Origin of the sequence: Vandammella animalimorsus (assembly GCF_002285285.1) — a bacterium.
GTDB lineage: Bacteria > Pseudomonadota > Gammaproteobacteria > Burkholderiales > Burkholderiaceae_C > Lampropedia > Lampropedia animalimorsus.
This window is the reverse complement of the sequence record NZ_NSJF01000002.1, coordinates 410472-433207: the sequence shown is the minus strand read 5'-3', so window position 1 is coordinate 433207 and position 22736 is coordinate 410472. Positions and strand designations below refer to the sequence as shown.

The window sequence follows — 22736 nt, the reverse complement described above, 5'->3', positions numbered from 1 at the left end:
ATGGACAAAGCCACGCTGAGGAGAACTCTGGTGCAGCGGCGGGTCAATATGGCCAGCCGCATCGAGAAGAATGCGCAGCTGCAGCAGGTCATGCGCATCTGGCTGGTGGATCGCCCCGAGCTGGTCATCGGCGCGTACTGGCCGATCAAGGGCGAGTTCGATCCGCTGCCGGCGCTGCATCGCTGGAAGGAGGATGGCGAGCTGCTCGACGCGCCGATGATGCGCCGCATCGCCCTGCCCGTGGTGGACAAGACCCACAAGACGCTGCGCTTTCACGCCTGGTACCCAGGCTGCCCGATGGAGGAAGATGCCTACGGCATCCCCAAGCCCAAGGACACGGACATTCTGGAGCCTGACCTGCTGTTCATCCCCTGCGTGGGCTACGGCGCAGGCGGCTACCGGCTGGGCTACGGCGGGGGCTTTTACGACCGCACGCTGGCAGCGCTCAAGCCACGCCCGTTCACCGTCGGCCTGGGCTATACCGAAGGCTTCGTCGAAGACTTCGAACCCGAGCCGCACGACATTCCGCTCGACGCCATCCTCAACGACAACGGTGTGGTCTGGCCCGTGTAAGAACCTGAAGCCTTGCGCCCGCCCCGCCGCCATCCGCACAACGATTCACCCAGCAGGAGAGAGAGACGCCCATGACCGCACCCGCCACCGCGCTGACGCTCTACATCGGCAACAAGAACTATTCGTCCTGGTCCATGCGCCCCTGGGTGCTGATGCGCGAGCACGGCATCGCCTTCCGTGAAGTGAAGCTGCGCTTTGACAGCTTCGCGCCCGATTCGGAGTTCAAGAAAACCATCTCGCACATCAGCCCGGCCGGAAAGGTGCCGGTGCTGGTCGATGGCAACCTGGTGATCTGGGATTCGCTGGCCATCGTCGAATACCTGGCCGAGCGCTTTCCCCAGCGGCACCTGTGGCCAGAGCACACTGCGCAGCGTGCACGGGCGCGCAGCATCTGCGCCGAAATGCACACCGGCTTTACTGCCCTGCGCAGCGCCTTGCCGATGAACATCGAGGCGCACCTGCCCGAGGCCGGCGCCATCGCCTGGCGCGACAAGCCCGCACTGCGCCGCGACATGCAGCGCATCGAGGCGTTGTGCGGCGAGCTGCTGCGCAACCACCATGGCCCCTTCCTGTTCGGCGAACGCTTCACCATCGCCGATGCCTTCTACGCCCCGCTGGTCATGCGCGTGCAAACCTACGCCCTGCCGGTGAGCGACACCGTGCGCGGCTACGCACAAGCCATCTGTGCCTGCCCTGGCGTGGCAGCCTGGATCGAGGATGCCTTGGCCGAGCACGATTTCGTCGTCTCCGAAGAGCCCTACCGCGTACAGGCCAGCGGCGCGCACGGCGACTGATGCCCCCAGCCACGCCCGCCGCCCATGACCCACCGCCAGAGCCAGGCTGCCAGCAATGCGCCAACCCCACGCATCTACATGGTCGGCGGCGCTGTGCGCGACCAGTTGCTGGGGCGCCCCGTGCAAGACCGCGATTGGGTCGTGGTCGGTGCTACGCCCCAATGGATGAGCGCCCAGGGCTTTACGCCAGTGGGCAAGGACTTCCCGGTCTTCCTGCACCCGCAAACCCATGAGGAATACGCCCTGGCGCGCACCGAGCGCAAAAGCGGCCGCGGCTACAAGGGCTTTACCGTCTACGCAGACCCCAGCGTCACGCTGGAGCAGGACCTGGCCCGGCGCGATCTGACCATCAACGCCATCGCCATGCGCCAGCTGGCCGATGGCCAGCTGGAGTGGGTGGACCCCTACGGCGGCCGCGCCGATCTGCAGCGCAAGCGGCTGCGCCACGTCAGCGCAGCCTTCGTTGAAGACCCGCTGCGGATTCTTCGCCTGGCGCGCTTTGCCGCTCGCTTTGCCGATTTCAGCATCGCCGAGGACACCATGGCGTTGATGCGCGGCATGGTGCAAGCTGGCGAGGCCGCCCACCTGGTGCCCGAGCGCGTCTGGCAAGAGCTGGCCCGTGGGCTGATGGAGCGCGCACCGCTGCGCATGTTCACCGTACTGCACGACTGCGGCGCACTGGCCGTAGTGCTGCCCGAACTGGCGCAGCGCTGGGGCCAGCCGCCCCCTGCGCATAGCCCCACCCCCCCGGCGCTGCAGGCACTGGCCGCAGCCGTACGCGCCCAGGCCCCGCTGGCCGTGCGCTACGCCTGCCTACTGCACGGCCCCGCCCCACACGGCACGCCCAGCGCTGCCGAGGCCCAGGCCATGGCCACCCGCCTGAAAGTGCCCACCGAACTGCGCGAACTGGCGCTGCTGCTGGCCCGTCAACGCCAGGCCATTGACGCCAGCCTGTATGCCGATGCGGCGCGCACCATTGCCCTGCTGGAGCGCTGCGACGCCCTGCGCCGCCCGGAACGCTTCGCCCAGGCACTGTGGGCCTGCGAGTGCATGGCCCAGGCCGATGCTGCCCTGCCCCAGCCTTCGCAAAGCGCGGCTGCAGATGCCATCGCCCCAGCCTATCCACAGCGCCCGCGACTGCTGGCAGCGTTGCAGGCCGCGCAATCAGTGGATACCGCCCCCATCGCCGCCCAAGCAGCGCGTCAGGGCCTGCAAGGCCCGCAAATCGGTGCCCACATCCAGGCCGCCCGCATCGCTGCCATCGCCGCGCTGTTCTAGAGCGTATTCAGAGGGGCGTTCGAGATTCGGTTTGCAAAGCGGCTTTTCGAGGCAAAAGCCGCAGATGCAAGGCGCAGCGCACACTCAGGCGCTGCGACTCGCACAGTCCTTTTGCCAGAGGGTCGCGCCCTGCCGCTCAACGCTTGCGGCTTTTGCGGGCCGCGTCTTTGCGGCGGCTGCTTTTGCGGCTACCGGCATCGCCCGCCTGGTGGCGGCTGGCGCGGCGCTGCGCCGCAGCGCTGGCCTGCCAGTCATCGGCCTGGCCTGCGCCCTGGCCCTGCGCATTGCGGCGCGAGGCACGGCGCGGGCGCAGCAGGGCCGCAGTCGCAGCATGGCCTGGGCCGACATCGCCTTTGCCAGTCGGGTCGTCGATGACCGGCACGAAATCGATCTTTCGCGCATCCAAATCGACGCGGCTGACCTGTACCTGCAGCCGAGAACCAATGCCATAGCGCTGGCTGGTGCGCTCGCCGCGCAACTCCTGTCGCGCCTCGTCATAGCGGAAGTAATCGCTGCCCAGTTCGGCGATGTGCACCAGGCCATCGACGTACATGGCGTCCAGCGTGACGAACAAACCAAAGCTGGTGACGGCCGAGACCGTGCCGGCAAAGACCTGGCCCAGGTGCTCACGCATGTACTGGCACTTGAGCCAGGCTTGCACATCGCGGCTGGCCTCATCGGCGCGGCGCTCACTGGCACTGCAGTGCAGGCCAGCCTGCTCCCAGACCTGCATGCGCTGGGCATCGGGCAGGGCGGCCTTTTTACGCCCCCGGCCTTGGCGCGCCGCGCCTTTGGCCTGGCCCTTGGCAGCCTCTTGCTGCACGCCTTGGGTGGGCGGCGCCACCATGGCCGCCAGCTTCTGGCGGAACTGCTGCGTCACGGAGTCTGCTTGCGGGATGGCCGGCAATTGGTATTGCCCGCCGGCCAGAATGGCCTTGATGACGCGGTGCTGCAGCAGGTCCGGATAGCGGCGGATCGGGCTGGTGAAGTGCGCATAGGCATCGAAGGCCAGGCCAAAGTGCCCGTTGTTGTGCGGGGTGTAGATGGCTTGCTGCATGGCGCGCAGCAGCATGGTGTGGATCTGCTGCGCGTCGGGTCTGTCCTTGGTGGCTTCGGCAATGGCCTGGAAGTCCTGTGGCTTGGGGTCATCGCCAATATTCAAGCCAATGCCCATGGCCTTGAGGTAGGCGCGCAATACATTCTGACGCTCGGGCGTCGGGCCTTCGTGTACACGGTACAGCGCCAAATGGCCAGCTGCGCCTTGCAAGAAATCGGCCGCGCAGACGTTGGCCACCAGCATGGCCTCCTCGATCAGGCGGTGCGCTTCGGTGCGCGTGCGCGGCAGGATTTGCGCAATGCGGCCGTTGTCGTCGCAGACGATCTGGGTTTCGGTGGTTTCAAAATCGACTGCGCCGCGCTGCTTGCGCGCTGCCAGCAGCGCCTGGTAAACGCCGTGCAGATTGAGCAGCTCGGGCACCAAGCCCTGGTACTGTTGCGCCAGCGGGCCACGGGTGTTGAGCAGGATGTCGGCCACCTGGGTATAGGTCATGCGCGCATGGCTGTGCATCACCGCCGGATAGAACTGGTAGGCATGCAGCTCGCCCTTGGCCGTGATGAGCATGTCGCACACCATGCACAGGCGATCCACGCCGGGGTTGAGCGAGCACAGGCCGTTGGAGAGCTTTTCCGGCAGCATCGGGATGACGCGGCGCGGGAAGTAAATGCTGGTGGCGCGCTCGAACGCATCAGCGTCAATGGCCCCGCCCGAGGGCACGTAGTGGCTGACATCGGCAATGGCCACCAGCAGGCGCCAGCCTTTGCCACGGCCCACACGCGCGGGCTCGCAATAGACGGCATCGTCGAAATCGCGCGCATCCTCGCCGTCGATGGTGATCAACGGCACGTCGCGCAGGTCGATACGGCCCTTGCGATCGGCGGCGCGCACCGTGGCCGGCAGCTTGGCCGCCGCCTTCAGGCAGGATTCGGAAAATGCATGCGGCACTTCGTACTTGCGCACCGCGATCTCGATCTCCATGCCGGCGTCGTCGGCATCGCCCAGCACCTCGACAATCCGGCCCACGGGCTGGCCGTGCAGTGTGGGGCGCTCGGTCAGCTCCACCACCACGACCTGGCCCACCTGGGCATGGGCCGTAGCCGCATCGGGCACGATCACATCCTGACCGTAGCGCCGGTCTTCGGGCGCCACCAACCAGACGCCGCTTTCCTGCAGCAGGCGGCCAATGATGGTCTTGGTGGGCCGCTCGAGAATTTCCAGCACCTGGCCCTCAGGGCGGCCCTTGCGATCCAAGCGCACGACGCGCGCGCGCACTCTGTCGCGGTGTACCAGTTGGCGCATGGCCTCGGGGGGGAGATAAATATCGTCGGAAGCATCATCGGGCGTTATGAACCCGTGTCCTTCGCGTCGGCCTTGTACGGTGCCGACGATTTCTTGCATCAAATGGGATTTGTTCAATTCAGATCCAGTTTTTTTGGATTACAATTTGCGCTTTCCTGAAGTGCCCAGGTGGCGAAATTGGTAGACGCACTAGCTTCAGGTGCTAGCGGGGGCGACTCCGTGGAGGTTCGAGTCCTCTCCTGGGCACCAAGTGTAACGACAAAACAGCAGCCCCAAAGCCACTCCGATGAGTGGCTTTTGTTTTGCCTAACTTCTCCGCATGGCTCCAGGCCTCGATAGAGCCTGCTCATGCCCAACCAAATTTTTACGCAACGAGCGCGCAATGGACTACGTTTTGCATTAGAATGCGCGCTTTCCTGAAGTGCCCAGGTGGCGAAATTGGTAGACGCACTAGCTTCAGGTGCTAGCGGGGGCGACTCCGTGGAGGTTCGAGTCCTCTCCTGGGCACCATCATCAAATTCACTGTTTCGCGCAGCCGCTGTCCATCCGTCAGCGGCTTTTTTGTTGCCTGGAATGCCTGGCGCACTTGCTGGGATTCAGTATTGTGGCAACCCTGTGCATCAGCCACGGGCCTTGGCCGAGACAACCACCCACGGCCCGCAGACGTCCACGGCGCGGTGATGGATGCAAGCTGCTTCAAAGCCTGTTCAAAATCTTGGCGAGTGTGGGCAAGCAGCAGTTGGGGATGGGTCAGGACGGCAAGGAAGTTGTCCGTTGGCAATGCTCGCAATGCGCCGGCGGCCTCCGGTGCCTATTGTGTGAGCGATGCCAATAGCCTGCGCTGGCATGAAAAAGGCGGCAGCGGCATCCTCAATGATCCGGCCAGCGATGGCCGCCTGCTGGCAACCCACTGCAGCGCACGCTGAATTTCCGGTACCCGGCAATACCCCCTCTCCCGTTACCGGGAGAGGGGTGGCGTTTTATCCGCGGCTTCAGCCTTTTTGCGCGGCCATCACTTTCTGCACGGCCGCATCCTGCTCCATGCGCTGCATCAGCGCGGCAACGTTGGGATATTCCTTCCACGACTTGGGCGTGTATTCGGTCCAGCGTGCCATCACGAAGGCATAGGCATCGGCGATGCTGCGCTTGCCCTGATAGACATGGCCGTTGCCTTCGGCAATCAGCTTGTCCAGATGCTGCATGGCGCGGTCGATGCGGGCAAATGCCGCCTGCTTGGCCTTCTCCAGCGCAGCTTCGCTCTCGTCGGTGGTATAGCGCTGCGGGAAGAACAGCGGCCAGAACGCCGGGTGCAGGTCACTGGCCAGGAACGAGAGGGTTTCGTTCATCTCGAACTCGTTGAGCAGCCCCTCGTTGGCGCCGATACCAGCCTCCGGGTGCAGCGCCACGATGTATTGCAGGATGGCCGGCGCTTGGGTGAGCGCGCGCTTTTCGCCAATATCCAGGGCAGGCACAGCCGCCAGCGGGTTGATGCGCTTGTATTCCTCGGACGAATAATCGGCGCGCACGGCTTGGTAATCGGCGCCGGCCCATTCCAGGGCAATCCAGCAGGCCAGTGCACAGGTGCCGGGGGCGTAGTAAAGCTTCATGGTTTCTCCTTGGGGTTGAAGTTTGTTGGCAGGGCAGTCGCAGTCAATGCCCGCCCACTTTGGAAAGCGTGTTGAGCGCCATCACATCGGAAAGAATTGCCTCCGGGTACACCAGCAGCCCCATAGGCACGGGGACTGGCAGGCGCTGTTGCCAGGCCGGCCTGAGGGTAGCGATGAGGCGACGCTGGAGCGACGCCAGGGCGGCAAGGCCGAAGCTGCACCAGGGGCAGCAGGCAGCACACGGCCGCCTTGCCCATATCAGCGCCCGGCCCAGTCGTAAAAAGCGGCGGCAAATTTGTTGAGAAAGCCGGCAGTGCTTTCGTTGGCCACTTGCCCGTCTTCTCCCAGTGCGGTGTTGGCGCGGCTCAGGAAGACTTCCGGGGCAATCAGTATCTCCGCGCCGAGGGATTGCAGGCTTTGGCGCAGGTGCAGGCCGCTGTTGATGCCGCCATAGGCGCCAGGCGAGGCGGTGACGATGGCGACTTTCTTGTCACTCCATGCGCTGTGGCCAAAGGGGCGCGAGCCGATGTCGATCAGGTTCTTCATCGCCGCTGGGATGCTGCGGTTGTGCTCGGGGCTGACGATCAGCACGGCATCGGCCGCCTTGAGCTGGGCGCGCACGCGATCGTAGGCGGGGATGGTTTGGCTGTCCAAGTCTTGCGTGTACAGCGGCAAGTCGCCGATTTGCACTTCGTCTATGTCCACGCCTGCTGGCGCCTGGGAGGTGATATGGCGGGCGATGGCGCGGTTGAGGGATTTTTGGGCAAGGCTGCCAACAACAAGGGCGATACGGGTCATGAAATGCTCCGGGTTATAGCAACAGGCCAGATGGATTTTCAGGCGGCCTGCGCCAGCAAATGCTGGTATTCCGGGTGTTTTTCAATGTATGCCGCCACAAAACTGCAATCGGGCCTGACTTTATGCCCTTCGGCAGCTGCCCAGTTCAGCGCATGGCGTACCAGTTGGCTGCCGATGCCGCGCCCGCCCAAGGCATCGGGCACGATGGTATGGGTAAAGGCCATTGCGCCAGGCACGGGCGCAAGCTCTAGCCAGGCTGTATGGCCGTCGATTTCGAGCTCGAAGCGGTTTTCCAGCGGTTTGAAGAGGACGGTGGGTTTATCGGTCATGGCGGATTCCAGTCGGCAAATGGCACATCAACATACGCCCTTGAAGAAGGGTTCGGGATTTGGTTTCTACGGTGCTGCGCATCAAGCGCATCACGTCCCGCAAAAAGTCTGGTAGCCCGGTTGCGGCGCGTCGGGCAGGTGTTGCCAGTGGCGCTCGGCGCTGTAGTCAAACGGTTTTTGCAAGGCGGCCAGCAGGGCGTTGAAGGGCTGCATATCGCCTGCCTCGGCGGCGGCCAGCGCAGCTTCCACGCGGTGGTTGCGCGGGATGACAAACGGGTTGGCCGACTGCATCAACGCCGCAATCTCCGCCCTGCCCTGCGCTTGCTCGGCCAGTCGCGCCTGCCAACGGGCATGCCATTGGGCGAAGGCCGGGTCGGCAAACAGCGCGTGCGTACCAGCGAGATACGCGCCATCGGCATCAAGCATGTCCAGCGTCAGCCGCACGAGGGTATGGGTGTAATCGGCGGCCTTGGCCTGCATGCGTTGCAGCAAGTCATCCAGCAAGGCGGTATCGGTTTCTTGCGGCTGAAAAATACCGAGTTTGCGCGTCATGCCCTGCTGGTAATGCTGGTTGAAAAGCGGCGCAAACTGCCGCAATTCTGCATTGGCGATGTCGATGGCGGTCTTTTCATCCGCATCCAGCAAGGGCAGCAGCGCCTCGGCCAGCCGCGCCAGATTCCATTGCGCGATGGGCGGCTGGTTTTCATAGCGGTAGCGGCCATCGCGGTCGATGGAGCTGAACACCGTGGCCGGGTCGTAGGCATCCATGAAGGCGCAGGGGCCGTAGTCGATGGTCAGGCCTGGGATGGACATATTGTCGGTATTCATCACGCCGTGGATGAAGCCGACGGCTTGCCAGCGGGCAAGCAGCGCCGCCTGCCGGGCGATGACCGCGCGCAACAAGCCCGGATAGGGATGCGCCGGGTTTTCCGCCAACACTTCGGGGAAATGCCGCTGCAAGGCGTAATCGGCCAGCGCACGCAGATTCGCCACTTCACCACTGGCCGCCGCAAATTCAAAGGTACCCACGCGGATATGGCTTTGCGCGGTACGGGTCAGCACCGCGCCGGGCAGCAGGCGCTCGCGGCGGATGTGCTCGCCCGTGGTCACCACGGCCAGGCTGCGCGTGGTCGGGATGCCCAGCGCGTGCATGGCCTCGCTGATGAGGTATTCGCGCAGCATCGGCCCCAGCGCCGCTTTGCCATCGCCCCGGCGTGAATACGGCGTCGGCCCACTGCCCTTGAGCTGGATGTCGATGCGCTGCCCATCGGGCGTGATCTGCTCGCCCAACAGCAGGGCGCGGCCATCGCCCAGCCGGGTGAAATGCCCGAATTGATGCCCGACATAGGCCTGCGCAATCGGCCGGGCGCCTTCGGGAAAGCGGTTGCCGGCAAACACTTCCGCCACCACTTGACGGTCAATGGCCGCATCCGCAGCGGGCAACAGCCCCAGCTCAGCCGCCAGCGCACTATTGAACAGCACGGTCTGGGGCGCGGGAAAATCAGCGGGCTCCACGGCCGAATAAAACACCGGCGGCAGGGCTTGGTAAGTGTAGGAAAGGTTCCAGTTCAATGCAGGGGTTTTCATAAGGTCGCTCAAAAATCCACCATTTTGCGCAGCGTATTGCCATTGCGCGTGGTCAACACCTGGCCGAGCTTATTTTCCAAAAGCGCATTGTGACGATAATGCGCAAGCAAAAGCGACTGAATTCGCGCGGCGGTGGCCTTGGCATCCTGGTCGGTTCTCAGCGCGATATTGCCGCTTTGTATCCAGCTGCGCACATCATCAAAGCCGATGCTGGCCAGCGCCGCACACCCGTCCCTCATCTTCACGGCACTCTTGCCGCCGGGCATCACCCCGCGCAAAAAGGCGACAACATCATGCACGGAACTTGTCATATCGGGCCAATGCAAAAATCAGGGCTTTCATCATAACCGCTATCAGCCGCGGGCAAAGATCGCCACACGCGCAGCATCTTCTGCTGCATAGTCCGGGTCGCCATAGCAGTGGTAGCGGGAAATTGCTCCTTGCGCATTGAATTCGAAGACACAGCAGAATTTGCCAAAGCTCGCTTTGCCGTCGGGGAAGGTTTTGCCGCTTTTTAACGTGCCGTGTTCGACGATTTCCACTACCACGCGATTCGCTTGGCAGGTATAAACAAATCGATCCAAATCAAAGGCGAAGTCAGAGACGATGCTTTGCACGCGCCGCCCCAGTTCGGCAATGGCTTCGCGCCCGTGGGCGATGCCGAATTTGGGGTAAAAAACTTCCACATCCTCGGCAAAGAGCGCGAAATATTCCTCATCAAATTCGCCGACATTGATTTTTTCGTAATAGCGGCGGGCTTTTTGCCGGAAGGCATCGCTGCCGTGCGTCGCGGTGCTTGAGTTTGTTGACAAGGGTTGCGCGAGCGGAGAATTTTCACTCATTTTCATGATTTCCTTTGGATAAGTCGTAGTGCAATATTTCCCCGGGCAGGCCGTCGAAGTCTTTGAATTCATGGTGCACAAAGCCCAGTCTGAGCAGGATTTTGCGCGAGGGGATGTTGGCTGGGTCGATGATGGCGAACAGGCGCTCAATTTGCCCGCCGTGCGCCTGTGCCACGCCCAGCAGTTGCGTGGCGATGCGGCTGCCCATGCCTTTGCCCCAGTATTCGGGCAGCAGCATATAGCCCAGCTCCGCCTCGCAGTTATCGGCCTGGGTGAGCACCAATTTGCCCAGACCCATGAATGCGCCGCGCGCATCCAGCACTTTGAACTGGCCAAAGTCGGGGTGCAGCGTATTATTGGCGAGCAGCTGTGCAAACTCCTCGCGCGCTTCCGTCTCCGGCAGGGCGCGCTCGGTAATCATCGCCATGACGTCGGCGTTGCCGACCAGACGCAAATAATCGGCGAAATCGTCTTCACGGAATTTTTCAAATATCAAGTGCATCACGGCTCCATTTTCGGGTTTCATGCCGGTTTTTTTCGGCGACAAGCGATTGATGGCGACAAAAACGCCTGTCTTCAATTTTTCTGGCGTTCTTCGCGCTCCAGCGGCGGCAGCCAATCGGGCGCTTTCAGGCAAAGCTGCCACAAGCGCTCTGGAATGCCATAACGGTCGGCGCGCGCCGGGTCGAGTTCGGTGATGATGTCGCCGTCTTTGCCTTGTGCCAGAAGTTCCGCCAAATCGGGGTTGAGCATCACCGCCTTGCCAAGGCCAATAAAATCGGCCCAGCCGCTTTCCCAGGCGGACAATATGGCTGGACGGTCAAGCAGGTTGCCGACGCCTATCAGGGGAATTCGCCCGTTGATATGGCTGTGCAGCAGGTGCATCCGCGTTTGATTGGCGTCGGCGCCGCGTCGCGCTTTGCCATGAAAGCTGGCGAGTGAAACGTGCAGGTATTGCAGCGGTTTTTCTGTCAATGCGTCGATAAGTGCAAAGCTGTCTGCCATCGTCAGGCCGTCTGCGCCGTCTTCTTCGGGCGAAAAACGGTAGCCGATGATGAAGTCGGGGCGCTGCATGGCTTCTCGAACGGCGACGACGGCATCCACCACGGCCAGCGGAAAGTGCATGCGTTTTTCCCGGCTGCCGCCCCATTCGTCCGTGCGCCGGTTGCTTTTGGCCGAATAAAACTGCTGCAATAAAAAGCCGTTGGCGCCGTGGATTTCCACGCCGTCAAAGCCGGCGCGAATCGCCAATTCGGCGGCGCGGGCGAAAGCGCCAATCAGGGCGTGGATATCGTCCGCGCTCGCGGCGCGCGCGCCTACTTCTGCACTGGGCGCCAGCCGATGCGCGCCGACAGGAATCGCCGGACAAGGCAGCAGCCCATTATGGGTAACCACGGATTTGCCGCCGTGGTGAAGTTGCAGTATCGCTTTTGCGCCCTGCGCCTGAATGATGCGGGCCGTTTCCCTCAAGCCGGGCAGGTGCTGCTCGCCCGCCGCTTCCGGCTCGCCGTAGAAGGATTTGCCTTCCGGCGATACACAGGTGGCGGCGGTGATGAACATGCCAAAGCCCTGGGCGCGGTTGCCAATAAAACGGCGCTCTTCGTCGCTCAGCGCGCCGTCTTCATGCGAGGCGTAATGCGTCATCGGCGCAACCACAAGGCGATTTTTGAGGGCAATGCCGTTATTGAGGCGACAAGGCGAAAACAGCGCGATACCAGCAGGATTCATGGTCGTTTTCATAGGGATGGGGCGGAAATCTCCGCGCCGGGCGCTCCCGGCAGAAACAATCCGCCTTGCAAGGCCGCTTCCACGACCTGCAAGGCCTGCGGCAGTCGGGTAAAACCGTCCGTGGCCAGCAAATGCCCGCCCTGGGGAATACGGATCACGGCGCTGCTCAGGTTGTCGGCCAGTTTTTGGCTTTCCGCCGGTGCGACGATGGGGTCGTTGTCGCTGATAATGCAGGCAATGTGCGGCGTCATGGCGCGAATGGCGGGCAAATCCAAGCGCACCTGCGCCACATAATCATCGACGCTGTAGCCGTTGATTTCAGAAAGTCCGGGCAGCTTGCCCCCAAACCCCGAAGCCAATACCAAAGCGCCAATGCGCGCGGGGCGGGTGTGCGACAAATAATGCAGCAGGCTGATGGTGCCCAGGCTGTGGGCAATGAAAATATCCTCCGCGCCCGGCGTGCCGATGGCGGCGGCCAATGCCTGTTGCCAACGGGAAAAATCCGGCGCATGGCTATCGGGTAAGGCAATGCGCTGCACGCACAAACCCTGCGCCTGCAATTGCTCGGCCAGCCACGGAAACCAGTGGTCATCCGGGCTTGCGCCATAACCGTGAATAATAAAAATGCGTTTTTGCGCTGTCATGGCCATCTCCTTTTTCGGCGGCGAAATACAGGCCGCCAGCAGCAGCGCAGCGGCGCCAATACAAAAATGGCGGCGGGGAATATCGGGTTTCATGGGGATTCTTGAGATATAAATAATCAGGCTGCGCCGGTCACCACCGCATGTTCGCGGAAAACCTGCCAGCGCTTGCCGTCATGGCGCAGCATCAGGGTAAAAACGATGCGCTTTTCGCCCTGCCCCAAATCCATGCGCCGGGTGGCGCTGACATAACCGATGCCGTCATGCGCCTCGGCATGATTGAAAATCACGGCGGTATTGAGCGGCGCAGCGCCCGCGTCTTTCAAGGATTGGAAAAAAGCGAGGTTTTGCGCGTAGTCGAACGTCAGGGTTTCGCCGTTTTCGCTCACCATCACGATGCGCAAATCCGGCGCATAACAGGCGGCAAGCGCTTCCATGCGGTAATGGCAGCCGCTGTCGATGAGATGGCGCACGGCGGCGGTGAGATCGGGATCAAGATTCATGGGCATTGCAGGGCTTGGTTGAAACAAGGCCGCATCTTATAATCGCGCTTGCCATTCGCCAAGTACGCACCTTGACGTTACATACTTACCCGGAAGAAAGCGCTATGATCCAAATCCCCTGCGGCCCGCAAAGCGGCCATTGCACCCTTGATGCCATTGAAGACAGTGGCGTGGGCTATACCCTGTCGCTGATCGGCGGCAAATACAAAATGGTGATTCTGTATTGGCTGTACCGTGAAGGCGTGGTGCGCTTCAACGGCTTGCAGCGCCTGATTGGCGGCATTTCCTATAAAACGCTGTCCAGCACCCTGAAAGAACTGGAACGCGACGGCCTGATTATCCGCACCGAATATCCGCAAATTCCGCCCAAGGTGGAATATCGCCTGTCCGACAGCGGGCAATCGCTGATCCCGATATTGGATGCGATGTGCGAATGGGGCAATGCGCAGCGCACGATGAAAGCGCAAGCTTGACACCGCGCTTGCGGCCATGAAGCGCTTGCCGCTCGGCATTGCACAAGAAAATGCCTGTGGCAATCTGCCCTTGGGGTTGACAATTAAATGCCGTGACTTGGGTGAGACCGCAGGCCGCAACCCAACAATCATTAAAATAACCAGGCTTGGCAATGTTGGGTTTCCGCTGCGCTTCAACCAAGCCACGCTTGCTGGCCAAAGGTTTTCTCTTTGACAAACTGATCGAGCAAGGCGTCATGCTGGTTTTTAGCGATGCCTTTTGCTCAATATTGACTATCCAGTAATCAGCCTGACCTTTTTGCCCTGTTTCTCCAGCAAACGAACGGCCTGTTTGTCAAAAGAGCAGTATATCTCTGCGCCCAGCCAGCTGCCTTCATGCGCAATCGCCCCATCTGCAAAATCGCCGCCTGCCTCCAATACGGCCAACCCGGCTTCCACTGCGGGGCGGTTCATTGCCACTTTTTTCGTATCCATCAGGTCGCGCAGCGTTTGGGCAATTTCTTCTTTGCTGAGCTTTGCGCCGCGCCGCAAGATCCAAACCAGTTCGCACAAACTCGGCAATGGTACGGCCACCAAACTCGCCGAACGCAAAAGTTCAGAAGCCGCTGCCGCCTGCCGGGGTTCGTCCTGCAAAACAGCCCGCAGCAGGATATTGGTATCTGCGGTTATTTTCATTCCTGCCCCGCCCAACTGGAGGCAGCTATTTCATTGATTTCTTCCAAAGTCAGCGGCTTTTTGATTTTGCCGGCATGGCGGCCGATAAAGTTTTCTATCGACCCTTCCGCTTGGGCGGCGCGCATTCTGATTTCGCCGTTAGGCAATTTGTCGAACGCCACTTTCTGTCCGGGGGCAAGCCCCATATGCTGCAACAGGTCGCGCTTCAATGTCACCTGCCCCTTGGCGGTAATGGATAAAGTACCCATGTCCTGCTCCTGTCAATGGGCATAACTGCCAATCAATAACGGAGCTTATTGTAATGTATTCTTTCATTACCGCCAAGATTCGTGGTGACGAGCGCCATTTGCTTGATTTTCACGCGCCGCGCCCAGGCTATGGCGTCTGCCACGTCTTGCTCGCTGGTGCCCAAACGCTGCAATTGATCGCGCGCCGGCGTCAGCATGATGCGGCCGTTTTCAACCTGCACGTTGAAATACTCGGCCGCATCCACCGCCGAGACGGCGGCCTTGGGCAAGGCGATCTGGTTCCTGGCCGCCAGTTTGGCAGGCATGGCCTGTTCTCCCAAAGGATGAAATCAAGAAAATCCTGCTTCCGTTGATGGCGACTGCAAGCGACCGGCGATGCCACCGCCAGCGGCTCAAATCCGCCGCCATAGCTGCTCGACCGGCGCCCGCACTTTCTGCGCCTGGGCGACCGCCGCTTTGCCCACGGCCACCAGCAGCACGGGCAGATGGCTTTCCGGCAAACTCGCCAGCTTGCGCACCGCGGCGGGGTCGAAGCCGCTCATGGGGCAACTGGCCCAGCCTGCCTCGGCGGCGGCCAGCATCAGCGCCATGGCCGCCAGTGAGGCACTGCGCATGGCCTCGTCGCGCTGGGCCTGGGGTTGTTCGTGGAAGGCGGACTGGGCGAACGCCACCCAGCCGTCGGCGGTGGCCTGATCCATTTGTCCGGCCGCGACCACCGGCTGCAACCTGGCTGCCAGGGCTTGGTAACCCAACAGATCGCCGCTGATGATGAAAACGGCAGCGGCCTGCAAGATCTTGGGCTGCCTGAAAGCCGCTTCGTACAAAGCCTGTTTGGCCTCGGGCGAGCACACGGCGGTGAAGCGCCAGTTTTGCAGGTGGAAGGCCGAGGGCGCGAGGCTGGCGGCCTGCACCAGATGCCACAGCTCGGCATCGCTGATGGCGCTTTCGGCAAAGGCATGGGCGGAGCTGCGCCGGCGCAGCAGTCCCATCAAATTCATGAATCAGGACTCCTTTGAATAAAACCATGGGTGCACGGCTGACAGGACACGCGGCATGGCGCAAGGGCGTTCAGCCTTCGCCTCGCCCGGCCCATTGCAGCCAGGCCGCGCCGAGCAGCACCAGCGCCACCCCGCCGATGCGCCCCGGATTGGCCGCTTTCACCGGCAAGCCCATCAGGCCGAAATGGTCGATGGCGACCGAAATCAACACCTGCCCGGCCACCACGCACAGCATGAACGGCGCCGCGCCGATGCGCGGCACCAGCAACAATGCGCCGGTTACGAAGGCCGCCCCCCAAAGCCCGCCCGACCATGCCCACCACGGCAGCGCGGACACTGCCGGGAATTTGGCGGCGGGCACGCGAAACCACAGCAACAAGGGCAGCACGCACAACAAGCTGACCAGCAGCGACACCAAAGTCGCCCACAAGGGATGCCCCAGGGTTCGACCAAGCAAGGCATTGGCACCGGCCTGAAACGGTACCGCCATGCCGATTGAAAAAGCGGCCAATAAAAACAGGGTTTGCATATCGCCTCCTATTGAAAATATTTCGCTCAGGCGGCATGATTCATTATTCTTTTAATTTATGAAAATTCTATTTTTGAATATTGGATATTCTCTCCATGAATAATCTGAGCCGCATCGACCTCAACCTGCTGCTGACCCTGCACGTGCTATTGCAGGAGCGGCACATCAGCCGCGCTGCCGCACGTTTGCATAAAAGCCAGCCCGCCGTCAGCCATGCCCTGGCGCGGCTGCGCGAGCTGTTCGACGATCCGCTTTTGGTGCGCGAAGGCAATACGCTGCGCCCCAGCGCCAAGGCGCAGGCCTTGCAGCAACCGCTGCAACAGGCGCTGGCCGGCTTGCAGCAGGTGGTGATGCCGGAGCCATTCACGCCCGCGCACAGCCGGCGGCATTTCCGCCTGGCCATGTCCGATTACGCGGCCACGCTGCTGCTGCCCGCCCTGCTGCGGCGACTGCGCGAACACGCCCCGCACATCACGCTGGGCATCAGCCAAGGCAGCCGCGAGGCCATGCTGGCCGCCGTTGCCGATGGCCAAACCGATCTGGCGCTGGGCGTTTTCCCGCAGCCGCCCGCGCAGGTGCAGCACGAGGCGCTGTTTGAAGAACGCTTCGTCAGCGTGGCCGATGCCGCCAGCCTGCCGCCGGGCGGCGCCTTGTCGCTGCAAGCCTGGCTGGCGCGCCCGCACGTGGCGGTGGCCATGCGCCCGGACATGGAGGGTGAAATCGAACGCGCCCTGCAACAGCGGCATTTGCGCCGCCGCATCGCCGTCAGCCTGCCGCATTGGCGCGTGGCCGCCGAGCTGTTGCCCGGCACGGAATTCATCCTGACCATCGCCCGCCGCAGCCTGCCGCCCGAGGCGCAAACGCCCGGCCTGCGCCGCTTCGAGCCGCCACTGCCGATCCCGCCTTTCGTGTTCGGCCAGATCTGGCACCCGCGCAACGCGCACGACCCGGCCTTGTGCTGGCTGCGGGCGCAGATAGCCGACATCTTGGGCAATCTTTAGATGTCACATCCCGCACGATCATATGGCCGCTTGTTGAACAGATCAGGCCGTTCTCGATGCCATAGTTTCATGACCTGCATGGGCGTTTGGCCCTTGAGGGCAGACTGCGGCAGCTGGTGGTTGTACAAGGCCACGTAGCGCAGCAGCGTTTGCTGCAGGTCTTGGGCGCTGTTGAAGCGGTGGGTCTTGAGGATGTCGGCAATGCGCCCATTGAAGCGCTCGGCCATGCCGTTGGTTCTGGGTGTGCGCGGTCGCGTCAGGCGGTGCTCAATGCCCAGCTGCGCGCACAGCGCATCGAACTCATGCGGCTTGCCCGCTGCACCATTGCAGGCCAACAGGCCGTTGCTGAACTCCTTGCCGTTGTCGGTCAATATCTTGCTGATCCGAATGGGGCAGGCCTTGTGCAAGGCGTGCAAGAAGGCTTTGGCGCTGGCGGCGCGACTGACGGCTGCGATGGCGTGAATGTGCGCCGGCCTGCGCACATGAGCGCCGCTGGCGGCATAGCCGGGCCGCCGTCCTGATGCCCGAAAAATGGCTGCGCCCGGCGTTTTGACCCACACAGCCGCACCAACCCCTCAAATCCGCCGCCATAGCTGCTCGACCGGCGCCCGCACTTTCTGCGCCTGGGCGGCCGCCGCTTTGCCCACGGCCACCAGCAGCAACGGCCACCAGCAGCACGGGCAAGTGGCTTTCCGGCAGGCCTGCCAGCTGGCGCACGGCGGCGGGGTCGAAGCCGCTCATGGGGCAACTGGCCCAGGCTGCCTCGGTGGCGGCCAGCATCAGCGCCATGGCCGCCAGTGAGGCGCTGCGCATGGCCTCGTCGCGCTGGGTCTGGGGATTTTCGTGGAAGGCGGATTGGGCGAAAGCCACCCAGCCGTCGGCGGTGGCCTGGTCCATTTGTCCGGCCGCGACCACCGACTGCAACCTGGCTGCCAGGGCTTGGTAGCCCAGCAGATCGCCGCTGATGATGAAAACGGCGGCGGCCTGCAAGATCTTGGGCTGCCTGAAGGCCGCTTCGTACAAAGCCTGCTTGGCTTCGGGCGAGCACACGGCGGTGAAGCGCCAGTTTTGCAGGTGGAAGGCCGAGGGCGCGAGGCTGGCGGCCTGCGCCAGATGCCGCAGCTCGGCATCGCTGATGGCGCTTTCGGCAAAGGCATGGGCGGAGCTGCGCCGGCGCAGCAGTTCAATCAGATTCATGAAGACTCCTTGGACGCATTTTGGGAAGCGTTGCCCTGCAAGGCGCGTTGCACGCCGTAGATGGCGCACAGCACCAGCCCGAAGCCCAGCAGCGCGGGCAGGCTCAGGCGCTGGTCGAGAAACGCCCAGCCCAGCGCGAAGGCGCACACCGGGCTGAGCAGGCCCAGCGAGGACACCACCGCAGGCGGCAGCAGGCGGATGCCGCGGAAAAACAGCGCATAGGCCAACACTGCGCCCACCAGGCACAGATACAGGTAGCCGCCCCAGTGGCGCAGGGTCAGCGCCGGCAGCGGCGCTTCCAGCCACAGCGCCAGCGGCAGCAGGAACAAGCCGCCAGCCACCAGCTGCCAGCCGGTAAAAGCCAGCAGCGGCATGGACGACTGCCAGCGCTTGGAAAACCACAGCCCCATCGCCATCGAGGCCGCCCCGGCCAGCGCCGCGACCATGCCCAGCGCATCGAACCGCGCCTGCGGCGAATACACCAGCAGCGCAATACCGACCACGCCCGCCAGCGCCCAATACCACGCCGCCCTGGGCTGCGGCTGCCGCCCCAACAGCCAGGACAGCGCCAGCACCATCAGGATTTGCGTCGAAGTGAGAATGGCCGCCAGCCCGCCCGGCAGGCGATAGGCAGCCACGAACAGCATGGCCTGAAACAGGCCGATATTGAGCACGCCCAACAGCAGCAAGCGCAGCCACTCGCCGCGCTGCGGCCAGCGCCGCGTCCACAACAGCAGCAACAGCCCGGCGGGCAGACAGCGCAGCAAAGCCGCGTGAAAAGGCCGGTCCGGCGGCAGAAATTCAGTGGTGACCAAATACGTGCTGCCCCAAATCAGCGGCGCCAGCGCCGTGGTCATGAGCAGCAGGGGATAACGGGCGGGAGGCGGGTTCATGGAGGCTCCTGTCGATTTATCTTCAACTAAAGACAAATCCATTCTGCTCGCCAATTATCTTTAAGTCAAGATAAAATGACGGCCTGTCGCCCGCCAAGGAACCGCCCATGAAGACCCAGCCCGATCACCAAGCAACGCCCGATGCCGTGGACGCCATCGTCGCCCAATGGCAGCGCGAGCTGCCTGAACTGCCCACCGCCGACATGGCGCTGATCGGCCGCCTCAAGCGCTGCGCCGCGCTGATCCAGCCCCGGCTTGAAGCCGTTTTTGCCGAACACGGCCTCAGCAGCGGCGGCTTCGACGTGCTCGCCACCCTGCGCCGCAGCGGTGCGCCCTATACGCTCAGCCCCACCGCCCTGTTCGCGGCGCTGATGATCACCTCCGGCACCATGACCCAGCGCCTCAAACAACTGGAAGCGCAAGGCTGGATCCGCCGCCTGCCCAATCCCGACGACGCCCGCAGCCTGCTGGTGCAGCTGACCGACAGCGGCAAAGCGCTGATCGAAACCGCCCTCATCCCCCACGTGGACAACGAAGCCCGCCTGCTCGCCGCCCTGCCGCCCGACGCCCGCCAGCAACTGGATGCCGGCCTTGCCGCCCTGCTGCGGGTGTTGGAGGGGGACGGGATGAACCCGTAAACGGCATTTCGATGCCGCTTCAAGTACAAGGCGCAGAAATAAGGCGGCCCTGCATCACGCCTGACTCTTGCGGCGCGGCCATCCCTTTTGGCGATTCCCCCCAACTTCAGGCCGCAGCCACGAAAAGCAGCCCATCACGGGCAGTTATCGAACATCCGCGCCAGCCGCCAAGAAGGAAGCGTTTCGTTTATTGCGATTTTCGATTATTTCGACTAGAATCGCCGCCGTAACCGCTTTTGTTTCAGGAGCCCCCATGACTGCCATCGCTCCATCCAAGATGACGCTGCCCGCCGAGGCAGAGATGAAGGCGGCCGAGCAGAGCCAGCGCGCCCTGGCGGCCTGTCTGGCCACGCAATTGAAGACGCAGCGCATCCAGATTTTTGATGACCATCAACACGCGCATCAGGTGGAGCTGCCCACCTCGGCGCTGCGATTGCTGGTGGATATCCTGGCCGAACTGGCCGATGGCAACGCCGTGCGGGTGGTGCCCGTCCATACGGAGCTGACCACCCAGGAGGCTGCGGATTTGCTCAACGTATCGCGCCCCCATCTGGTCAAACTGCTCGAAGAAGGCGTCCTGGCGTTTCATCGCACCGGCAAACACCGCCGGGTGAAATTGGCCGACCTGATGGAGTACAAGCAGGCGCGCGAGCGTGCGAGCGCGCAGGCCATGGCCGAACTCGCCCAGCAGTCGCAAACCTTGGGCATGGGCTACGAGTGAGGCGCTCCCCCTTCACGGCCGTCTATGACGCCTGTGTTTTGTATCCCGCACCGCTGCGCGACTTCCTCATGTGGCTGGGCTTGTCCGGGCGGTTGCGGGCGCGTTGGAGCCATGACATTCATGAGGAGTGGAAGCGCAACCTGATGCGCAACAGGCCCGACCTGAGCAGGGCGCAGCTTGACCGGACATCCGAACTGATGGATCGCGCAATCCCGGACGGCCTGGTGGATGGCTACCAAACACTGATCGCCGGGCTGCAACTGCCAGATCCGGACGACCGCCACGTGCTGGCGGCGGCGATTCGCTGCGGCGCCAGCGTGATCGTGACTTTCAACACACGCGATTTCCCCGCAGAGACGCTGGCCGCATACGGCATCGAAGCGCAGCATCCCGATGCGTTCGTAGACAGGCTGTTGGATATTGACACGGCTGCCGTGATAGAGGCCGCACAACGCCAACGCGCCCAACTCAAACATCCGCCGATAGATGTGGACCGCTATCTCGATATCCTGTGTCGCCAAGGTTTGGTCCAAACTGCCCAGGCGCTGCGCGCTTACCGGGCCATGCTCTGATGTTTAGATAGTTTAGATAGTTCCGATATTACAATTTTGAGGTGAGTATGACTGTTGGTCTGAAAGTTGGCTCCATCATAGATGAGATTGGAGCATCCTCCTTCTTGAACGGCTTTTTCTCAACAGTGACCGCTCTTTTGGAGGAAGGGGTCAGGGGCGGTCGATTTCCTATTTTTTCCAAGCAAATGTACCAAGGCTTCGTGATGGCAAAAGATGTTCCCGGATTAATTGCTGAGCTTGGCTCCATTCGTGAGGAACTGAAGAGCTTCCCCCCTTCTTCTGTAGTTTGGGACTTGGATGATAAGTCGCTTGCGCCTCCATGGGGCACCAACATTAGCAGTGACATCACATCCCTGAGTAATTATTTTGTTTCAAGCACAGGAAGAGATCTTTTCGATTTATTGTTTGAGGCTCTTGATGAAGCGGCCAGAAAAAATCTGGATGCTTCGATTGTTAGCTATTAATCCTCGCCGAGCACATCCGGCTGGGCAACATCTACCTTAAAGGCGCGGCCAGAACGGCAGCGGCAGGCCAGCGCGCCAATGGTCAGCGCATACACCGCCAGCAGCTCGATGCCGGCCTTGCCGCCTTGCTGCGGGTGTTGGAGTGGCAGACACCAACCCCCTGAGCGGCGACCTCATGCAGAGCAGACACAGGCCGCAAATGCTCACACTGCCACCGGCGGCGGGTTGAGTTCGGCGAACTGGCCGTTCCAGTAGGGGTAATAGGGATAGGACGGCATGCAAAAGCTCGCCGCATCCAGTTGCGCCATGTGGTCGGGGCTGAGCGTCCAGTCGGCGGCGGCGAGGTTTTGCCGCAGCTGTTCTTCGTTGCGCGCGCCGATCAGCACGGTGGCGACGCTGGGGCGGGGCGTAGCCAGTTGAACTTGGGGGCATACGCCTATGGATATATAAGGCATTCATGCCTGTTGACATGAGACTAAATGTGCGATAAAGGTGGCGCGTTACTGAAATGGGCTTGACCGCAAGGCATATCTATATTTGAAAGGAAAAAGCCAATGAAGAATATTGTTTTATCTGCCGGCGTCTTGCTGGTGGCCGCTTGTGCCAGCCAGGCGCAGCCTGTCCCCGCCCCGGAAAAAGCGAGTGAAGCCATGAAGCAAGCCGCCTGTAAAAATCTTGCGCCAATCAAAGACATTGATGATCTGCTCTACCAGATGTACAGCAACTTGGATAGTCAGTGTTTATTTGAAATGCCCACTTCAGAGCTGGAAGAAATATGGGGGATACGCATTTTTGATTTAACAGGCCCTCATGGAAGCAAGAAAAGAGAGGCGCAACTTAAGGCATATCACCAACACCACGCCAACGGTGTCAATGGCGTTTTTATGGTGAAAAGCGATGGCGAGCCAAGCTCAGGACAGTTATTAAGAATAGAAGCGGCCACCCATGCAGCGAATGGAATGAATAATAAATTTGGCGGCAGCCTTGGAGAGCTTCGTCTCCCGGTTCAACTGCCACCCCCAAACAGATCTCATCAGATGCACCCTTTAGCTTGGCCGGATGCCATGCCAGAAAATCTAGGGAGCAATGCCACACCCACACCCAAACACATTGATAAATCAGAATATGATGTATTTACCGATTATTTTTGGTTTACAGCGCCGCCTAACCCAAAGAATCCACTTCTAATCATAAAAACTCACCACATCCACGAGCCCGATCAGATCGAAGTAAAACAATACTCTAACGATGCTTGAGTTAAGAAGCCCTTCTTTCAGGCAGCCTCACAAGC

At 61.8% G+C, this 22736-nt stretch carries 28 protein-coding genes, 2 tRNA genes and 3 pseudogenes; 13 read left to right on the top strand and 20 right to left on the bottom strand.

Annotated elements, in window-relative coordinates:
* From CK620_RS05395 to CK620_RS05385, 3 genes are all read left to right on the top strand, one after another.
* Complete coding sequence (locus tag CK620_RS05395) at window positions 1-573, top strand: 5-formyltetrahydrofolate cyclo-ligase (RefSeq protein WP_095541821.1); 573 nt, start codon at window positions 1-3, stop codon at window positions 571-573.
* 71 nt (window positions 574-644) lie between these two features.
* Complete coding sequence (locus CK620_RS05390) at window positions 645-1367, top strand: glutathione S-transferase family protein (RefSeq protein ID WP_095549422.1); 723 nt, start codon at window positions 645-647, stop codon at window positions 1365-1367.
* A gap of 24 nt (window positions 1368-1391) precedes the next feature.
* Window positions 1392-2645, top strand: a complete 1254-nt coding sequence (locus CK620_RS05385; RefSeq protein ID WP_095549421.1) for a multifunctional CCA addition/repair protein — start codon at window positions 1392-1394, stop codon at window positions 2643-2645.
* 136 nt (window positions 2646-2781) lie between these two features.
* Here CK620_RS05385 and rnr read toward each other — a convergent pair whose 3' ends face one another.
* On the bottom strand, window positions 2782-5118 hold the full coding sequence (rnr, locus tag CK620_RS05380; RefSeq protein WP_275250696.1) for a ribonuclease R: 2337 nt from the start codon (window positions 5116-5118) through the stop codon (window positions 2782-2784).
* A 45-nt stretch (window positions 5119-5163) separates the two neighbouring features.
* Between rnr and CK620_RS05375 the strand changes: the two genes are divergently transcribed.
* Both CK620_RS05375 and CK620_RS05370 read left to right on the top strand, forming a co-directional pair.
* Window positions 5164-5250, top strand: a tRNA-Leu gene (locus tag CK620_RS05375).
* A gap of 174 nt (window positions 5251-5424) precedes the next feature.
* A tRNA-Leu gene (locus CK620_RS05370) sits at window positions 5425-5511 on the top strand.
* Between the two features lie 482 nt (window positions 5512-5993).
* On the opposite strand, the gene CK620_RS05365 is transcribed toward CK620_RS05370, so the two are convergent.
* From CK620_RS05365 to CK620_RS05320, 10 genes are all read right to left on the bottom strand, one after another.
* The gene (locus CK620_RS05365) at window positions 5994-6608 is read right to left on the bottom strand and encodes a glutathione S-transferase family protein (RefSeq protein WP_095541817.1); all 615 of its coding nucleotides are present in this window, start codon (window positions 6606-6608) and stop codon (window positions 5994-5996) included.
* A gap of 258 nt (window positions 6609-6866) precedes the next feature.
* On the bottom strand, window positions 6867-7406 hold the full coding sequence (locus tag CK620_RS05360; RefSeq protein ID WP_095549420.1) for an NADPH-dependent FMN reductase: 540 nt from the start codon (window positions 7404-7406) through the stop codon (window positions 6867-6869).
* 38 nt (window positions 7407-7444) lie between these two features.
* Window positions 7445-7735, bottom strand: coding sequence for a GNAT family N-acetyltransferase (locus tag CK620_RS05355; protein ID WP_095549419.1), 291 nt, complete (start codon window positions 7733-7735; stop codon window positions 7445-7447).
* A gap of 90 nt (window positions 7736-7825) precedes the next feature.
* Entirely contained in the window at window positions 7826-9322 is a 1497-nt protein-coding gene (locus CK620_RS05350; protein ID WP_095549418.1) for a protein adenylyltransferase SelO, read from the bottom strand.
* A gap of 8 nt (window positions 9323-9330) precedes the next feature.
* Window positions 9331-9633, bottom strand: a complete 303-nt coding sequence (locus tag CK620_RS05345; RefSeq protein ID WP_095549417.1) for a DUF1697 domain-containing protein — start codon at window positions 9631-9633, stop codon at window positions 9331-9333.
* A gap of 42 nt (window positions 9634-9675) precedes the next feature.
* A complete protein-coding gene (locus CK620_RS05340) occupies window positions 9676-10164 on the bottom strand; it encodes a nuclear transport factor 2 family protein (protein WP_179290577.1) in 489 nt (162 codons plus the stop codon).
* Window positions 10157-10783 carry a GNAT family N-acetyltransferase gene (locus CK620_RS05335; protein WP_238946027.1) on the bottom strand — a complete coding sequence of 209 codons (627 nt, stop codon included), beginning with the start codon at window positions 10781-10783 and terminating at the stop codon, window positions 10157-10159. Before CK620_RS05335 ends, CK620_RS05340 begins: the two co-directional genes overlap by 8 nt.
* Window positions 10741-11904, bottom strand: a complete 1164-nt coding sequence (locus tag CK620_RS05330) for an NADH-dependent flavin oxidoreductase (RefSeq protein ID WP_095549415.1) — start codon at window positions 11902-11904, stop codon at window positions 10741-10743. The genes CK620_RS05335 and CK620_RS05330 overlap by 43 nt, the downstream gene beginning before the upstream one ends.
* Complete coding sequence (locus CK620_RS05325) at window positions 11901-12536, bottom strand: RBBP9/YdeN family alpha/beta hydrolase (RefSeq protein ID WP_238946026.1); 636 nt, start codon at window positions 12534-12536, stop codon at window positions 11901-11903. The genes CK620_RS05330 and CK620_RS05325 overlap by 4 nt, the downstream gene beginning before the upstream one ends.
* Window positions 12537-12652: 116 nt before the next feature.
* On the bottom strand, window positions 12653-13036 hold the full coding sequence (locus tag CK620_RS05320) for a nuclear transport factor 2 family protein (protein WP_238946025.1): 384 nt from the start codon (window positions 13034-13036) through the stop codon (window positions 12653-12655).
* Window positions 13037-13107: 71 nt separating this feature from the next.
* On the opposite strand from CK620_RS05320, the gene CK620_RS05315 reads away from it, so the two are divergent.
* Window positions 13108-13509, top strand: a complete 402-nt coding sequence (locus tag CK620_RS05315; RefSeq protein WP_338062599.1) for a winged helix-turn-helix transcriptional regulator — start codon at window positions 13108-13110, stop codon at window positions 13507-13509.
* A gap of 16 nt (window positions 13510-13525) precedes the next feature.
* A complete protein-coding gene (locus tag CK620_RS13790; RefSeq protein ID WP_143325949.1) occupies window positions 13526-13723 on the top strand; it encodes a hypothetical protein in 198 nt (65 codons plus the stop codon).
* A 59-nt stretch (window positions 13724-13782) separates the two neighbouring features.
* Here CK620_RS13790 and CK620_RS05310 read toward each other — a convergent pair whose 3' ends face one another.
* The 5 genes from CK620_RS05310 to CK620_RS05290 all read right to left on the bottom strand — a co-directional run bounded on the left by CK620_RS05310 (window position 13783) and on the right by CK620_RS05290 (window position 15959).
* Window positions 13783-14184: a type II toxin-antitoxin system VapC family toxin gene (locus CK620_RS05310; RefSeq protein WP_095549411.1), complete on the bottom strand. Its 402-nt coding sequence runs from the start codon at window positions 14182-14184 to the stop codon at window positions 13783-13785.
* Window positions 14181-14432 (bottom strand): AbrB/MazE/SpoVT family DNA-binding domain-containing protein, encoded by a 252-nt coding sequence (locus CK620_RS05305; protein ID WP_095549410.1) that lies wholly within the window; start codon window positions 14430-14432, stop codon window positions 14181-14183. The genes CK620_RS05310 and CK620_RS05305 overlap by 4 nt, the downstream gene beginning before the upstream one ends.
* A gap of 32 nt (window positions 14433-14464) precedes the next feature.
* A complete protein-coding gene (locus CK620_RS05300) occupies window positions 14465-14737 on the bottom strand; it encodes an AbrB/MazE/SpoVT family DNA-binding domain-containing protein (protein ID WP_238946024.1) in 273 nt (90 codons plus the stop codon).
* Window positions 14738-14824: 87 nt separating this feature from the next.
* Window positions 14825-15430: a nitroreductase family protein gene (locus tag CK620_RS05295; RefSeq protein ID WP_095549409.1), complete on the bottom strand. Its 606-nt coding sequence runs from the start codon at window positions 15428-15430 to the stop codon at window positions 14825-14827.
* Window positions 15431-15500: 70 nt separating this feature from the next.
* Window positions 15501-15959 carry a DMT family transporter gene (locus CK620_RS05290; protein ID WP_095549408.1) on the bottom strand — a complete coding sequence of 153 codons (459 nt, stop codon included), beginning with the start codon at window positions 15957-15959 and terminating at the stop codon, window positions 15501-15503.
* A 95-nt stretch (window positions 15960-16054) separates the two neighbouring features.
* Here CK620_RS05290 and CK620_RS05285 point away from each other — a divergent pair, with 95 nt between their 5' ends.
* A complete protein-coding gene (locus CK620_RS05285; protein WP_095541800.1) occupies window positions 16055-16960 on the top strand; it encodes a LysR family transcriptional regulator in 906 nt (301 codons plus the stop codon).
* Here the strand turns inward: CK620_RS05285 and CK620_RS05280 are convergent.
* The 3 genes and pseudogenes from CK620_RS05280 to CK620_RS05270 all read right to left on the bottom strand — a co-directional run.
* A pseudogene (locus CK620_RS05280) lies at window positions 16957-17403 on the bottom strand (integrase core domain-containing protein); the annotation flags it as partial. The gene CK620_RS05285 and the pseudogene CK620_RS05280 sit on opposite strands and share 4 nt — an antisense overlap.
* Window positions 17404-17632: 229 nt before the next feature.
* Window positions 17633-18157: pseudogene (locus tag CK620_RS14280) on the bottom strand (nitroreductase family protein); the annotation flags it as partial.
* A complete protein-coding gene (locus CK620_RS05270; protein WP_095549406.1) occupies window positions 18154-19050 on the bottom strand; it encodes an EamA family transporter in 897 nt (298 codons plus the stop codon). The pseudogene CK620_RS14280 and the gene CK620_RS05270, both read right to left, overlap by 4 nt.
* A gap of 107 nt (window positions 19051-19157) precedes the next feature.
* Between CK620_RS05270 and CK620_RS05265 the strand changes: the two genes are divergently transcribed.
* The 4 genes from CK620_RS05265 (at window position 19158) to CK620_RS05250 (ending at window position 21445) form a co-directional block, all read left to right on the top strand.
* Entirely contained in the window at window positions 19158-19688 is a 531-nt protein-coding gene (locus tag CK620_RS05265) for a MarR family winged helix-turn-helix transcriptional regulator (protein WP_095549405.1), read from the top strand.
* 253 nt (window positions 19689-19941) lie between these two features.
* Entirely contained in the window at window positions 19942-20409 is a 468-nt protein-coding gene (locus CK620_RS05260; RefSeq protein WP_095549404.1) for a helix-turn-helix domain-containing protein, read from the top strand.
* Window positions 20406-20981 (top strand): PIN domain-containing protein, encoded by a 576-nt coding sequence (locus CK620_RS05255; RefSeq protein WP_095549403.1) that lies wholly within the window; start codon window positions 20406-20408, stop codon window positions 20979-20981. Before CK620_RS05260 ends, CK620_RS05255 begins: the two co-directional genes overlap by 4 nt.
* Before the next feature lie 47 nt (window positions 20982-21028).
* Window positions 21029-21445 carry an Imm70 family immunity protein gene (locus tag CK620_RS05250; protein ID WP_095549402.1) on the top strand — a complete coding sequence of 139 codons (417 nt, stop codon included), beginning with the start codon at window positions 21029-21031 and terminating at the stop codon, window positions 21443-21445.
* Between the two features lie 203 nt (window positions 21446-21648).
* On the opposite strand, the pseudogene CK620_RS05245 reads toward CK620_RS05250, so the two are convergent.
* Window positions 21649-21873 (bottom strand): annotated as a pseudogene (locus CK620_RS05245) (aldo/keto reductase); the annotation flags it as partial.
* A gap of 126 nt (window positions 21874-21999) precedes the next feature.
* Between CK620_RS05245 and CK620_RS13785 the strand changes: the two are divergent.
* Complete coding sequence (locus CK620_RS13785; RefSeq protein WP_143325945.1) at window positions 22000-22701, top strand: hypothetical protein; 702 nt, start codon at window positions 22000-22002, stop codon at window positions 22699-22701.
* The last annotated feature ends 35 nt before the right edge of the window (window positions 22702-22736 follow it).